10 protein-coding genes are annotated in these 14,920 nt (G+C 38.3%); 5 read left to right on the top strand and 5 right to left on the bottom strand.

Going from position 1 to position 14,920, the window contains the following annotated elements; all coding sequences use genetic code 11:
• Positions 1 to 95: 95 nt before the first annotated feature.
• The 4 genes from GGG_RS0102470 (at position 96) to GGG_RS0102455 (ending at position 2,986) form a co-directional block, all read left to right on the top strand.
• Complete coding sequence (locus GGG_RS0102470) at positions 96 to 971, top strand: Hsp33 family molecular chaperone HslO (RefSeq protein WP_010111806.1); 876 nt, start codon at positions 96 to 98, stop codon at positions 969 to 971.
• Between the two features lie 258 nt (positions 972 to 1,229).
• On the top strand, positions 1,230 to 2,207 hold the full coding sequence (locus GGG_RS0102465; RefSeq protein ID WP_010111804.1) for a DnaJ C-terminal domain-containing protein: 978 nt from the start codon (positions 1,230 to 1,232) through the stop codon (positions 2,205 to 2,207).
• Positions 2,208 to 2,245: 38 nt separating this feature from the next.
• Positions 2,246 to 2,578, top strand: a complete 333-nt coding sequence (locus GGG_RS0102460; protein ID WP_010111802.1) for a chaperone modulator CbpM — start codon at positions 2,246 to 2,248, stop codon at positions 2,576 to 2,578.
• Between the two features lie 138 nt (positions 2,579 to 2,716).
• Positions 2,717 to 2,986 carry a YdcH family protein gene (locus GGG_RS0102455; RefSeq protein WP_010111801.1) on the top strand — a complete coding sequence of 90 codons (270 nt, stop codon included), beginning with the start codon at positions 2,717 to 2,719 and terminating at the stop codon, positions 2,984 to 2,986.
• A 7-nt stretch (positions 2,987 to 2,993) separates the two neighbouring features.
• Here the strand turns inward: GGG_RS0102455 and GGG_RS0102450 are convergent, their stop codons facing one another.
• The 3 genes from GGG_RS0102450 to rpsO all read right to left on the bottom strand — a co-directional run bounded on the left by GGG_RS0102450 (position 2,994) and on the right by rpsO (position 6,978).
• On the bottom strand, positions 2,994 to 4,217 hold the full coding sequence (locus GGG_RS0102450) for a magnesium transporter CorA family protein (RefSeq protein ID WP_029574411.1): 1,224 nt from the start codon (positions 4,215 to 4,217) through the stop codon (positions 2,994 to 2,996).
• A 146-nt stretch (positions 4,218 to 4,363) separates the two neighbouring features.
• Positions 4,364 to 6,451 carry a polyribonucleotide nucleotidyltransferase gene (gene pnp, locus GGG_RS0102445; RefSeq protein ID WP_171057640.1) on the bottom strand — a complete coding sequence of 696 codons (2,088 nt, stop codon included), beginning with the start codon at positions 6,449 to 6,451 and terminating at the stop codon, positions 4,364 to 4,366.
• 257 nt (positions 6,452 to 6,708) lie between these two features.
• Entirely contained in the window at positions 6,709 to 6,978 is a 270-nt protein-coding gene (gene rpsO / locus GGG_RS0102440; RefSeq protein ID WP_010111798.1) for a 30S ribosomal protein S15, read from the bottom strand.
• 368 nt (positions 6,979 to 7,346) lie between these two features.
• On the opposite strand from rpsO, the gene GGG_RS0102435 reads away from it, so the two are divergent.
• Entirely contained in the window at positions 7,347 to 8,645 is a 1,299-nt protein-coding gene (locus GGG_RS0102435) for an EstA family serine hydrolase (RefSeq protein ID WP_010111797.1), read from the top strand.
• Positions 8,646 to 9,299: 654 nt separating this feature from the next.
• Here the strand turns inward: GGG_RS0102435 and recD are convergent.
• Positions 9,300 to 11,054: an exodeoxyribonuclease V subunit alpha gene (recD, locus tag GGG_RS0102430; RefSeq protein WP_010111795.1), complete on the bottom strand. Its 1,755-nt coding sequence runs from the start codon at positions 11,052 to 11,054 to the stop codon at positions 9,300 to 9,302.
• A gap of 83 nt (positions 11,055 to 11,137) precedes the next feature.
• On the bottom strand, positions 11,138 to 14,911 hold the full coding sequence (locus GGG_RS0102425; protein ID WP_029574410.1) for a UvrD-helicase domain-containing protein: 3,774 nt from the start codon (positions 14,909 to 14,911) through the stop codon (positions 11,138 to 11,140).
• Positions 14,912 to 14,920 lie beyond the last annotated feature (9 nt).

Raw genomic sequence — 14,920 nt, 5'->3', positions numbered from 1 at the left:
ATGATCAAGTTTTCCCTTATAAAATGAATTTTCAATAAGATGAAACTTGTGATTTAAGATATCGTCACCATCTAAGCAGGGATTTGGAGAATTTTATGTCTGATTTACGTCAACGTTTTTATATTGAAGATAGTCCTGTGCGTGGTGAAGTTGTGCATCTAGAAGAAGCACTACAAACAATTTTGGCTCAACGAAGCTATGCACCTGCTGTACAGATTTTATTAGGTGAAATGCTCAGCGCAACCGCTTTGTTAGCAAGTACATTAAAAATCAAAGGACGTATCAGCTTACAAATTCAGGCACAAGGTACGTTTAAATGGGCAATGGCTGAATGTAACCACTTAGGTGATGTTCGAGCTTTGGCAGATTACGAAGAAGATCCTCGTTTTATGCAAGGTGAAGACAGCCGTGCCGTGCTTGCAGCTTTGGTCAAACCTGTTTTATTTATCAATATTGAACCTGAATTTGGTGAGCGTTATCAAGGGATTGTTGCCTTAGATCAACCGACTTTAGCAGGTTGTTTAATGCAATATTATGATTTGTCGGCACAGATTCCAACACGTATTGTCCTCGCAAGTTCTGCACAACGTTCAGGCGGCTTACTGATTCAATTATTACCACGTAATAATGAAGAAGAACAACAGCGTGTAGATGAAGACTTGTGGCCTCGTTTAACCATGCTGACTGAAACGCTTAAGCCAGCAGAGTTAACAGATTTGCCTGCGCAAGACATTCTTTATCGTTTATATAACGAAGAAGAAGTGCGTCTTCCTGAAGTTGAAAAACTTCAATTTAGCTGCACATGTTCTCGTGATAAATGCAAAAATGCCTTGATTCAAATTGGCTTAGAAGCAGTTAAAGAAACCTTAGAAATCCAAAATCCGATTGAAATGGATTGCCAATTCTGTAATAAGAAATATCAATTCACAGCAAAAGAGGCATTGGATCTTTTCGGTGAACATTTAAGCTAAGTAATTTAAGCTAAATGTAAAGCAGCAAATATTTAACCCGAAATAAGTTTATTCACTGAACTTATTTCGGGATTCCATTCACAATACCCAACTTCTTTTCTATTTAAGCTTAAATATATAAAATTTCTGAATTTACAGAATCAATCCAATTTGTCCTATAGATAACTTTTGAAACAATAACAACACCATTCGCCTCTTCCATCTTGTCTAAAAAAAGCATAAAAATAGAATAAAGCTAAACAAATAATGACTTTAAATATGGCAAAAAACTTCTATGAGGAATTAGGTGTCGCTAAAACAGCAACACCCGACGAAATTAAAAAGGCTTATCGTAAATTAGCGAGAAAATACCATCCAGATGTAAGCAAGGAAGCCGACGCTGAAGAAAAAATGCAGGCCATCAATGTGGCTTATGACACGCTTGGTGATGCAGAAAAGAAAAAGCAATACGACTTTGAATTAGAACATCCACAAGGTTTTGGTGGCTTTGGACAAGGTTCTGGCGGCTTTGGGCAAGGTTCAGGTGGTTTTGGTGATGGACAGTATTATCAGCAAAGTCACCAAGGCAATGCACAAGACTTTAGCGGATTTGAAGATTTATTCGGTCGTTTTGGTGGTGGTTTTGGCGGTGGTCAACAGCATGATTTTGGTCAACGTGGTTCTAGACAGCAAAGAAGCTATAAGGGTGAAGACCAACACGCCAGTATAGAAGTTCCGATTGACGTTGCCTATGAAGGCTCAACGCAAAGCATTACCCTACAAATCCCGACTTATAATGCTTATGGCGAACCTGAGGTTCAGCGTAAAACCTTACAAGTTAAAATTCCAAAAGGCATGAAAGAAGGCCAACAAATTCGTCTTTCTAAGCAAGGTCAAGCTGGGATTAATGGTGGTGAAAATGGTGATTTATACATTGAAATTCAGTACCAAGATACAGATCGTATTCATGTAGAAGGCGCCGATGTGTATTACACCGTTGATGTCACACCTTGGGAAGCTGCACTCGGACAAAGCATTGAAGTCAGTACACCCGCAGGGAAAGTAAAAGTCACCGTTCCTAAAAATGCCAAAAACAATCAACAATTACGTTTAAAAGACAAAGGGATACCAAATAAAACACCAGGACACTTATATTTGGTGATTAATATTGTATATCCAAAAGCAGAAACAGAAACCCAGCAAAAAGCTTATCAAGACTTTGCTGATGCTTTTTCACATTTTAATCCTCGTTCATAAACCTGTATGCAAATTAACAATGTCAAAGGAGAGCAATCATGACAACTATTCAATATCGTGAGATTGTCTATGACGGTTATCAGGATGCAGAAATCGTTGACGAAAACTTAAATTTAGATCTGAAACGCTTTGCACAAGCATGCGGTCAAAGTCCTGATTGGATTTTGCAATTGCTTGAATATGAAATTTTACCTGCACGTCCTGAAGATCGTATTCATCAATTCTTTGGAGAGGATATTTCACGTGCTCGCCGAGCTTATCGTCTACAACGTGACTTTGAAGCCAGTCTTTCCGCCGTCGCAATGATGATGGATTTAATTGATGAAGTTCAACAATTACGCAAACAAGTCAAACACTTTCACTTTGAATAACGCTAATTCATTTCAAATTGTTAATAGCTAGTGACAGGTTAATATTTAACCTGTCATGATCAGCAACCTGTTCTTTATGTTTTGCTAAGTTGTTTTTGTTAATCGATTAAAATCTTTTACATGAGGTGACGTGCTACCATGAACTCTAAGGTAATGAATAAAAAGCTTAAACTGATGTTTCCTGAACACAGAGAGCTGATGTGTACTTTAAAACAAGAAGATCCACATTTTGCTAAACTTTTGACAGATCATGATCAACTAGATCGTGAAATTAGCCAACTTGAACAGGATCCCATTAATCATATTCATGCGGACATTGAGCTGCTGAAACGCAAAAAATTAAAATTAAAAGATCAACTTTATCTTATTCTACAAAAAGCAGCTCAAATGAATCCTCAAACAGAATAACCTTTGATTATTTCAGTTTTGTGATTTTTTCGACTTCTTTCATGGTTTGCTTAATCGGTTCATAATTTAAAAACCAAAGCAGATCGACACGTTGATTTCTGTGTTGTTGAGCGAGCATATCAATGACACTTCTCTCCCCTCGTCCAACCAAATGTCTGCGATAAAAATAGACAATTAGAATTACGGTGCAGAACAACATCACCATCAACATCATCCAGAAACCAACAGGATTTTTCAGTCCGGGAATAAATTCAAAATTCATCCCATAGACACCTGTTAGTAATGTTAATGGTGCAAATACAGCCGTAATGATGGCAAGTATTCGCATATTTTCATTGGTTTGATTGGCAATTGCTGAAAAATGCAGATCAATTGCAGATTGTATTGCATTACTCAAACGCACTGTATATTTTTGAATCCGCTCAACATGGCTAACAAGATCATCCACACGAACGAGCATCATGTCTTGTTTTTCAGTCTTTTTCTTGCCTTTTAAATGAGAATAATTTTCTACGATTTCATCTCTAAGTTCTTGTAAAGAATCAATTTGCTCTTCACACAAATTTTCGATTTGTTGAAAGCCTAAATTCTCTTGAAAAAGCTGGTGCCATTTGGAAAATCGACGATTACCTTGCAATAATTCTTGCTGCCAAAATTCAACACGTTTTGATAATGGGCCACGTAAATCTAAATAGCCATCAATCATAATATTTAACAAGCGTAATGCTAAATCCAAGGGCGTAAGTGGTAATTTACGAGGTTTATTTTGTTCATCTAAACTTTTAGTCGTGATCGTGCTGATTCGTGACAAATAACTCTCAAAAGTATGATTACCTTTTTCATGTACCGTAATCAAAACCTGTGAAGTTATGATAAAACTAATCGGAGAAGTCGCTAATCCATAGACATTTTCATACTGATCTGTCGCACTTTCACCATTATCAATTTGGTCATCAGGCGTAATCAATTTACGAAAAATGAGTAAATCGTACTCTTCCATCGCATCAAATGCGCAAGGATGATCTATATTTAAAATATCTCGAATGTGATATTCATTGAGATGAATACCTGTTGCATCCAAAACTTCTTTTTGCCATTGGTCAGCACGATTCACCACATCTTCGCGGGTACAATCAATCCAAATAAATTGCTGTTCTGCTTGAGAACTATTTTCTCGCTGTACACAGGTATGGTGTTCATCTTGATGTTGAAAAAAATAAAATGTTTGCATAATCGCAATGATTGTTGGCATTTCTTAATTTACATCATGCCATAAAAAAAGCCCTGAGCAAGCCAAAGTTATCACTTTGACAAAGCTCAGAGCCTTTTTAATCAATTTTAATTCACATGAGTAAGCTCATGTGAATAGGCAAAAGATTAAGCTTGATCTACATCTTTCATTGTTAATTTAATACGACCGCGGTTGTCTACATCTGCAACTTGTACTTTAACGTCTTGACCTTCAGCCAATACGTCAGACACGTTTGCAACACGTTCGTTAGAAATTTGAGAGATATGAAGTAAACCATCTGTACCTGGCATAATGTTTACAAACGCACCGAATTCAACGATACGAATCACTTTACCAACATAGATTTTACCTGGTTCAACTTCAGCAGTAAGTGCTTGGATTTTAGCGATTGCAGCTTGAGCAGCCGCTTTAGTTTCACCAAATACACGAACAGTACCATTGTCTTCGATATCAATCGCTGCTTTAGTTTCTTCAGTGATTGCACGAATCGTCGCACCACCTTTACCAATAACATCACGGATCTTATCTGGATTGATGTTGATCACTTGGAATGTAGGCGCATGCATTGAAATTTCAGGACGTGCACGTGAAATCACTTGGTTCATTGCATTAAGAATATGCATACGACCCGCATATGCTTGATTCAACGCAGCTTCCATGATTTCTTCAGTGATACCTTCGATCTTGATATCCATTTGAAGTGCAGTAATACCGTTAGCAGAACCCGCTACTTTAAAGTCCATATCACCAAGATGATCTTCATCACCTAAGATGTCAGAAAGAACTGCGAAGCGCTCGCCTTCTTTCACTAGACCCATTGCGATACCCGCAACTGGTGCTTTAAGTGGAACACCTGCATCCATAAGTGATAATGAAGCACCACAAACAGAAGCCATAGAAGATGAACCGTTAGACTCTGTAATATCAGATACGATACGAATCACGTATGGGAAACGATCAGCAGCAGGAAGAACTGCTTGTACACCACGACGTGCTAAACGACCATGACCAATTTCACGACGCTTAGGACCAGATTCACGACCTGTTTCACCTACTGAATATGCAGGGAAGTTGTAATGCAACATGAAGTTGTCAGTTTTCGTACCTGAAAGTGTATCCACCATCAATGCATCACGCGTATTACCCAAAGTTGTTGTTACCAACGCTTGAGTTTCACCACGAGTAAACAATGAAGAACCGTGTGCACGATCTAATACACCCACTTGAACGTCTAAACCACGAACAGTTTTAGTATCACGACCATCAATACGTGGTTTACCTGACAAGATGTTGTCACGTACTGTACGGTATTTAAGGTCTTCAAATAATTCATTTAAATCATCTGCAATGCCTGTTTCGTCATTTTCTGGAACGAATTGAGCAACAGCTTCAGCTTGTAATGCATCTAAAGCAGCATAACGGTCATGTTTAACCGCAATGGTGTATGCCTCAGAGATTTTTGCTTCAAAAGCTTCTTTAAGTTTTGCACGAAGATCTTCGTTTTTAGCTGGCGCAGTCCAAGTTGACTCAGTTGCACCTGCTGCCGCAGCAAATTCTTTAATCGCTTGGATTGCGATTTGCATTTCGTCATGACCGAAAAGCACAGCACCTAACATTTGATCTTCTGAAAGTTCTTTCGCTTCAGATTCAACCATGAGAACTGCTGACTCTGTACCTGCAACAACAAGGTCAAGATCGCTTTCTTTAAGTTGTTCTAAATTTGGGTTAAGAACGTATTCACCGTTGATCAAACCCACACGTGCGCCAGCAATTGGACCACGGAATGGAACACCTGCAATTGACATTGCAGCTGAAGTACCTAACATTGCAGCAATGTCAGCATCCATCGTTTTATCAGAAGAAACAACAGTTGCTGTTACTTGGATTTCGTTATAGAAACCTTCTGGGAATAATGGACGAATTGGACGGTCAATCAGACGTGAAATTAAAGTTTCAGCTTCAGAAGCACGACCTTCACGTTTACCATAACCACCTGGAATACGACCAGCAGCATATTGTTTTTCTTGATAATTTACTGTTAATGGAAAGAAGTCTTGACCCGCTTTCGCTTTTGGTTGAGCAACAACAGCAACAAGTACTGTTACGCCACCCATTGTAATCATTACAGTATTTGCTTGACGTGCAACACGACCTGTTTCAAGTACAACTTGGTGTTGGCCATATTGAAATTCTTTACGAATAACATTAAACATTGACATGTATTTTTATTTCCTAGTTCTTTTGAACAGTTATTCTAGTGGAGACCCCTAAGGTTTGGCATTCATTTTAACCACATAAATGACAAAGCTTAGAAGCCGACCTCACTAGAGAATAAACACTAATTTTAAACACAAAGAAGGAGCGAAACATTCGCCCCTTCCAATGATCTAGTCAAAAGCTAGATCGACTTTAGTTTTCATCAATACAGCATTCAGCATGCAATAATCCGAAAATAAAAGTTTAAATCGAATTAACGACGTAAACCTAAAGCAGCAATCAAATCGCTATAACGAGTAGCATCTTTACCTTTAAGGTAGTCAAGAAGCTTACGACGTTGGTTAACCATACGAATCAAACCACGACGGCTATGATGGTCGTGTTTATGTTCTTTAAAGTGACCTTGCAAATCATTGATTTGAGCAGTCAATAAAGCAACTTGTACTTCTGGTGAACCAGTGTCATTTTCAGCACGAGCGAATTTCGCAACGATCTCTGCGCGATCTGTATTTGTTAAAGCCATTCGATTTCTCCGAGATGCTTATATATACTTGATAAAAATCAATTTAATGAAAAACATTAACTTTGACTGCCGTGCATCACTACAGCAGTCGCCTATTTTAAAGGAACTACCCTAAGATTGCAAAATTATCGTGGTGATATTTGTCTTATATCTTCAAAGCCAATCCCTTTTATTGATCAACACGACATTTCCCTTGTAGAAAAAACTAGGATAAAAAGTCAGAAAACTCAGGTCAATTGAAGGGTTTGCTCAAGCTGATCTAAAAATCTTACTTGCAAATTTATAACTAAGCTTTGGCAATTAGGACACTGACAATAAAAGGTTCTAAAGGCAGACTGGCACATATAAAAAAAATGATGGAATACAATGTGAAAATATTTTCAACCAATACCTGTTACGTGCCAAAGGATTTAAGCACCGTTACACAGTCAAAGCATGAAGTTGCCGCAGAACTTGGGGGAATGACTGATGCACAAGTACAAAAAATTTGGCACAGCATTGAGTCTTTATACAAAACAGGGAATCACCCGTTAATTAGTGTTTGCATAAGACGCAAAGGGCAAATGATTTTAAATCGTAGTCTAGGCTATGCACAGGGCAACACTGCCAATGGTTTAGCGAAAGATGCTCTTATTGCCACTCCTGATTCACCTGTATGTTTATTTTCAGCATCTAAAATTGTGACTGCCATGCTGATCCATATGTTGGATGAAACAGGTGAAATCAATTTACTTGACCCGATTAGCCATTACATCCCTGAATATGCTCAGAATGGTAAAAGTCGCGCCACGATTTTTCATTTATTGTCACATCGTGGTGGAATTCCTCGCATTGAAATGGAAGTTACACCTGAATTATTGTTTGATCGTGAGCAAATTTTACATCATCTTTTTGCAGCAAAACCGTTACTCCCCGCAGGTACACACCTTGCCTACCATGCAGTGACCGCAGGTTATGTGTTGGGAGAACTGGTTGAACGCGTGACTGGACAAGACATTCGTCAGTTTCTACATGAGCGCATTGAAAAACCAATGGGAATGGATTACTTCAACTACGGCCTAAAATCTGAGTTCCGTGATCAAGTTGCGTTGAGTGCTGCAACAGGGATTCACCCAAAATTAGGCACTGATTTTTATTTAGATCATGTCTTAGGTGGTGGTTTAGAACTTGCCGTAGATGTAACCAATGACCATCGTTTCATGGATACCATTTGCCCAGCAGGAAATATTTATACCAGTGCTGAACAAGCCAATCGTTTCTTCGAAATGTTGCTCAATGGTGGTGAATACAATGGTACACAGATTATGAGTCCTCAAACTGTTTTCCGGGCAACTTTACCAACTTCCGCAACAAGTATTGATCGTACACTTTTAGCACCGATGCGTTATGCACTGGGGCCAATGCTCGGTAATAATCCAGTCGGAATCTTTGGTCCACACACAGGACAAGCTTTTGGACATTTAGGTTTTTCTAATATCCTGTGTTGGGCAGATCCTGAGCGTGATATCAGTGTCAGTATTCTAAATACAGGAAAATCTGTTGTAGGTACGCATCTGAAATCTTTAGCAAATGTGTTATTGCAGATTTCTACTCAATGTCCAAAAATTCCAAAAGCGCAACGCCGTTCTTTATTCAGTACTGATCGCACTACAATGGATTTGGTTTAATTTAAAATCACGTAATTATTTGTTTTAATATAGATATTTACTTTAAAACCGTTCTAATAAAAAAGCCCTAAGATTACGCTTAGGGCTTTTCCATTTACGCTGTAATTTCTTATTTTTTCATTGTTGTTTTTTAATTTATTATTTTATTTTCCGTGCCCATTCACGTTTTATTAATGCGGTCCATGTTCTTAATTTTTCGCATTTCCTTATGTTTTGTATTGTGACAGATTTAATTTCCAACAAAAGTCGCATTTTCCACCTTTTCCTGTACGAAATAACCCACATTGGGTAAACAATGAGAGTTTAAATCGAGGCAGACTATTAATATTTTATAAATGACCAGTGCTATAGATTGAAACTTTGAGTAACCGAAATATGAAATCGTAGCGAATAAAAAAGCCCTGTAGTCTCTCCCAAAACTACAAGGCTTAGCGGCTGTAAGTTTCCTCTTATTACTTACATCATGTAAGTTCGCAGTCTCTCGACTTTAACTCGTTATTATTATGCGATTTTACTCAACGATCCTTGCTGAGCTCTTTATGGACTCATCATCTCAGAAAGCCTTATGAAGCTCTATGCGCTAATATCTCGAATTCATGTAAGCAATTTCGTACATGATGTAAATTAGTTACATTTCATTAACAATTATTTTTTTTATTTAATTTTACTAACCAATCCGCTCATTCTAATGGTTGCAATGCTCAAAGATTGTCTAAATGCATTTTGATCGACCAGTAAACTCACTACAGACTTTGCACGTGTTATTGCTGTGTAAATCAGTTCTTGGCTTAAAAGTTTTGTTGCAGCCTTATCCAAAACCACAGCAGTATGGGTAAACTCTGAACCTTGCGACTTATGAATGGTCAGTACAAAAGCCGTTTGAATGGCTTTAGGCAGTCGAGTGGCAGAAATCCATTTATTTAAACTTGGGAAAAATACTTCAAATTGTTCAGCTTGCTGTCTGTGTTTAAAACAGATTCCTATATCACCATTGGATAGTCCCAATTGATAATCGTTATAAGTCATCATCACGGGGCGACCGACATACCAATCGCCTTGACGGTATAAAGTTGGAAGCGCTTCAAATAGAGCCCTTTCCATCTCTAGGTTTAAAGTATTCAAACCAAACTGACCATGTCGTACAGCGGTCAGTATTCGATATTGATCAAATGCTTGGGTAACTGAATCTATGTAGTCATTGGGATTTTCAGCGTTGAGATATTCTTTTAAACTTTGAAAATACTGCTGAAATCCCCAACTCAATTTCTGATAATACGAAGCTAAATCTGCTTGGGGAATATCTTCAGGTAGATATTCCAGTTGAATGATATCTTGCATATCTTTTTGCAAAAGAATCGGCTTCAATTCAGACGCCTGTACCACTTCAGTTTCAAAACGGTTGAGTAATGTTGTTTGGTCAATATCAGACTGTTTTTGCGCCTGAATAAATTGCGCCATTTTTCCAATCAGGGCATCACCTTTAAAACGCTGACTGTTCAATAAATGGCTACGATTTTCTTGTAAGGATGCAACTTGTTGTAAATCTGCAAGAACCGATCCGACATCCACCGAAGCAAGCTGATTGGCATCGCCCAATAAAATCAATCGACAATGGTCAGGAACAGCTTCAAATAATAAAGTCGCCAAATTTAAATCCAGCATCGAAGCTTCATCAATCACAATCACGTCGTAAGGTAAGGGTTGTCGCTGATTAAAGCGTGGCAATTGTTGATGGCCTAAGCCCAATAAACGATGAATCGTAATAGGATTGAATTGCTCTAAACGGAGTCCAAATTTTTGTAATTTAGGATCTAATAATGATTTTTGTAATGCCTCACCCATACGTTGCGCAGCCTTACCTGTTGGTGCTGCCATAGCAATACGAATATCTGGAATTGCATGATGTAATACCGCAATAATTCGTGCCAAAGTGTATGTTTTACCCGTCCCTGGCCCACCTGTAATGATATTAAAAGCATGTTGTGCAACGCTATTTAAAGCCGCTTTTTGATGTACATCCGTCAAAAGATCAGCAAAAGGGGCAACATCGATAGACTGTATTTTTTGTTGTTTTAACCGAATGACTTGGGTCGCTAATCGTTGCTCTAATTTCCAATAACGATACAGGTAAAGATATTGTGCATCATAAACAAAAGGCGCGACCTGATTTTGTGTCCTATCCTCTGATAAGGCAAGCTCTGATAAAGCGAGATGCCCCAAGCTTTGTATATTTTGCCCATGTTGTGCAATACAACTATCGCCTTGCAAATTTGCTTCTAGCACTTTTTCAATCAGCGATTTCGCCTGATCGAGCTGATGTGAGCCTGTGGAAAACTGCTGTAACAGATACTGACTCCACACTGCTATCCATTGCGGTGTTTGAATGTCCAAATCTTGTTTATTTTCCACACAGTTATCCTCAGAGTTATCTACAAGGTTTTAAACATAGTTATCCACATGGTAACTACATATTAATAAAAGAATAAAGCTACTTATCCAGCATTTTTAAGTATTTTATCCTCAGCAAAATATCCCAAAATCGCATCTAACCTGAGAATAAATTCACTGCTTGGTCGCCAATAGTGATAGCCTTGCTCAGCTTGACCATTCATACCACGTAAATAAAGATAAGTTGCACCACCCAAATCACGCTCGATTTGATAATTTTCAAGTTGTACGCTCAAATAACGATGTAAAGCAACCAAATACAAAGATGCTTGTAGCCAATAACTGGCATGTGACATGCTTTCCTGTATGGCTTGAGTTGCATAATTTTGTTGCTCTAAACCTAAGAAATTACTTTTATAATCGGCAATGTGATATTGCTGACCATCAAAAAATACCAAGTCAATTGAACCATTTAAATAACGAGCAGAATTCATTTCTTTAAATTCTGGCATATGAATATCATATTCATCAAAGAGTTGATGGATTCGTTTAGTTGCCAAGACTCGATCGGATAATGCCAAATAGAATGGAAACTCAGATAAATACTGATGTATATCCAGCTGTCCTAATTCAAAATGATCTAAAATTGGTGTTGTTAATACATCATTTAACCAGTCTGCAACCCATTGCAATAACGTTTCTTCAACCTTTTGCCCATCTTCAACTTTTTGATTATCGTGGTTTGCTTCCTGTGGAAAAGCCAATTGATACTGGGCAATTAATTCAGACCACAATGATGAATAATCATTTTTAAATCGGCGATGAATTTCGAGTTGCCAATATTGTCGGTCTTTAAAATCAATATGTTCAAAGATTTCATGTAAGAAATTCCCCGCCACTGTTCCTTTTGGAAAATTAGCTTTGATCCAAGCAATCGGTTGGACTTTTTCTTCACTTTCATCTGCAATAGGTTCAACAATAACCTGTTGGATTTCATCCTCAGCACTCTCTATCACTTGTTCAGCAACAGCCAAGGCATCTTGGATTTGTTGACGTGTTAAATGCTGTGCCAATGCACTAAAACTGGTTTTGCCTCGTGCATAAAAACGTTGGGTTGGAAATACTTCTGCGACAAAAGGCTGCTGAATCTCTGCTTTTGTTGCTTCTAAACGTACTGGTCGTTCAAGCAATAAATCCTCTTGAGCACTGCCTGCATGCTGAAATGCTGTGACAGGATGACCTCGCCAAAACGCCAAACCTGTTGTTGATTTTCCAACATTGTCCTGCATCATGGCATAGACCCGATAACTGGCGCGGGTTAATGCCACGTACCATAAACGATGATGCTCGGCCAATGCACGTTCATCATGTTGTGCAATGTCTTCTTTTTTCAGTGTATTCGCGTCATTTACTGCAACAACACGTTGGATTTCAACTTTCCCAGTGTTGTCGTTGAGTTGCTCTATGGTCGAAAAGTTGAGTGTTTTGTGCATTTCCTTAAAGTCTTTATCTGCACCCAATAAAAATACGACTTTAAACTCTAAACCTTTAGATTGGTGAATGGTCATCAATTGAACCCCTGCCTCATTTGACAGCTTGCGTTCCATTTCCCATTCACGCTCCATTGGCATAGTCAGTTGTTTTAAATACCAATGATAAAGATTTTGTGCTCCTTGATATTGCTCACTGTGCTGACTTAATAATTCGGTTAAATGACGTAAATTCACCACCACACGCTCATTGTCACGACTTTGTTTTTCAACCAACTTTGTCCATACGTGGAACTGCGTCAGTGCATATTGCCAAGCGGTTAAAAAACCTTGATTCAACCACATCTCACGAATCTGATCGAACTGCTCAATATAATGACTTAACCCATCAGCATGTTGTTCCAACTCAATCAGTTGTGTCAGTTGAAAGCCCATTAAGCGACTGAGCAAAGCACGCTTTATTTTGGCTTCATCATAGGGATGCATAATCGCTGCGAGCACAGCCCCCACGTCCTTGGCAATCTGACTTTCAAAAACACTTTTTTTCGAAGGACGATTCGTACGAATCCCTAAAAACTCTAAAGCGGATTGGGCTTTATCTAAGCCATCATGGTTTTTCGACAAAATCGCAATATCATTTTCATCCAGTGCTCGATTCCCCGATTTTTCTGCAAAATATAAATTGCCTTGAATACCTTGGTTGAGTAAATCACGAATTTTCCAAGCCACCTGTTCAGCTTCTTTATTTTTATCTTCAAGTTGTATCCAACGCAAAGGCTGTGGATTTACAGAAGCTTGATCGATTAAGTCCGGATGTGGTCTTGAACCCGCTTGCACTGGGGTATAGCGCACTTGCTCGCCAAAATCTATTTGTCGCTGAAATAAGGCATCAACCACTTCAACCAAAGGTTTCACCGAACGATGGTTATAAATGAGGTTGTATTCATGCCCTTCTTTGCCAAACACATCTTGATGTGCTTTGAGAAAAGTCAGCATGTCGCCACCACGGAAGCCGTAAATCGCTTGTTTGCGATCGCCTACCATGATCATGCAACCATTTTTGACACGACTTGGATGACGCCAAATTTGCGCCAACATATCATCCTGATCTTGATTGGTATCTTGAAATTCATCGACGAGAATTAACGGATAAGAAGCATGTACAAATGTCGCAAAACGTTGCCCTTGCTCACCTTGCAACGCTTCGGCAAGTGTTCGAATTTGTTGTGAAAATGTCGTTTCACCTTTTTGTTGTAAAACTTGTGGTAAACGTTTTTTAACTTCTTGAGCGAGATAATATTTTAAGAACGTATCTGTTCCGACCAATTGTGCTTCAAAATTTTCAATCTGTTGATAAATATCAAGTAACTGCTTAATGATAGGATGTTGATAAAACGTCGTCTGTACACTTTCCGCAGCAGATTTTTTAAAAATCTGTTCTTCACGCAATACTTTTATAAGCGTCGCTAAGTCTGCTTTCTCTGTAGTAAGTGAAATACTTAAATAATGTTTTGCACCCGAACGCTGTAATGTTTCGATAATGTGAGGCAAGCTTTTGGCAAAGATACGATTAAAACGACCATTTCTAAACTTGGTCCCATTAATCTGTTTGTAATGCTCACCGTCCAATAAATAATAAGCTGCTAAAGACTGCAATTGATCCTGTGAAATCTGTTTAAGTTGCTCAACCGCGCTTTGAAACTGCTCAAAATCAACGGTGGAAAATTGCGGTTCAATAAAGTTTGCTGAAGCAAAATTTAAACTTTGCTCAACAGTTGCAACATAGTAATCCACACCGTGTAATTCGCCTGAAAACATCAAACTATCGATGATTTCTTGCGGTTGTTTTTGAATCCATTCACGTAGAATGTCATGGATCAATTGATGACTATAACTTTTCGCATCATCGGTAATTTCAGCACGTTCAATCTTGCCACTTTCAAAGGCAAATTCACGTAAGAGCTTTTGGCTAAAACTATCTAAAGTTCCAACAAACAATTCATCAAGCTGATCAATCACCAATTTTAATCGCTCACATGCATAGGCAATGCGTGAGGCAAAAATTTCTAATAACTTGGAAAATAAAGGATCAGACTCTTGTTTGGCTTTCGCTAAAACTTCATGTTCAGTTAATTCACGACAAGCCTCAAAATAACGAGATGTTTCTTGTAATCGAGAACGAATACGACTTTTTAATTCAGCAGCAGCTTTACGGGTAAATGTGGTCGCAATGACTTGTTTGGGTAAATATTTTTCTAAAAATATCCGCACCATTAAACTAGATAAAGTATAAGTTTTTCCTGTTCCAGCAGATGCCTCAATCCAGTGTAAACCTGAAAATTGCATATCTGAAATCGGCTGAATAGACACTTTTTTCATGTTTGATATGGCTGAGGT

The organism is Acinetobacter sp. P8-3-8 (assembly GCF_000214135.1).
In the GTDB taxonomy this organism is placed as follows: Bacteria; Pseudomonadota; Gammaproteobacteria; order Pseudomonadales; family Moraxellaceae; genus Acinetobacter.
This window is presented reverse-complemented; position numbering and strand designations above follow the sequence as displayed.

Coding starts and splice junctions, on each gene's coding strand:
- GGG_RS0102470 (WP_010111806.1), top strand. CDS start 96: ATGTCTGATTTACGTCAACGTTTTTATATTGAAGATAGTCCTGTGCGT.
- GGG_RS0102465 (WP_010111804.1), top strand. CDS start 1,230: ATGGCAAAAAACTTCTATGAGGAATTAGGTGTCGCTAAAACAGCAACA.
- GGG_RS0102460 (WP_010111802.1), top strand. CDS start 2,246: ATGACAACTATTCAATATCGTGAGATTGTCTATGACGGTTATCAGGAT.
- GGG_RS0102455 (WP_010111801.1), top strand. CDS start 2,717: ATGAACTCTAAGGTAATGAATAAAAAGCTTAAACTGATGTTTCCTGAA.
- GGG_RS0102450 (WP_029574411.1), bottom strand. CDS start 4,217: ATGCAAACATTTTATTTTTTTCAACATCAAGATGAACACCATACCTGT.
- pnp (WP_171057640.1), bottom strand. CDS start 6,451: ATGTTTAATGTTATTCGTAAAGAATTTCAATATGGCCAACACCAAGTT.
- rpsO (WP_010111798.1), bottom strand. CDS start 6,978: ATGGCTTTAACAAATACAGATCGCGCAGAGATCGTTGCGAAATTCGCT.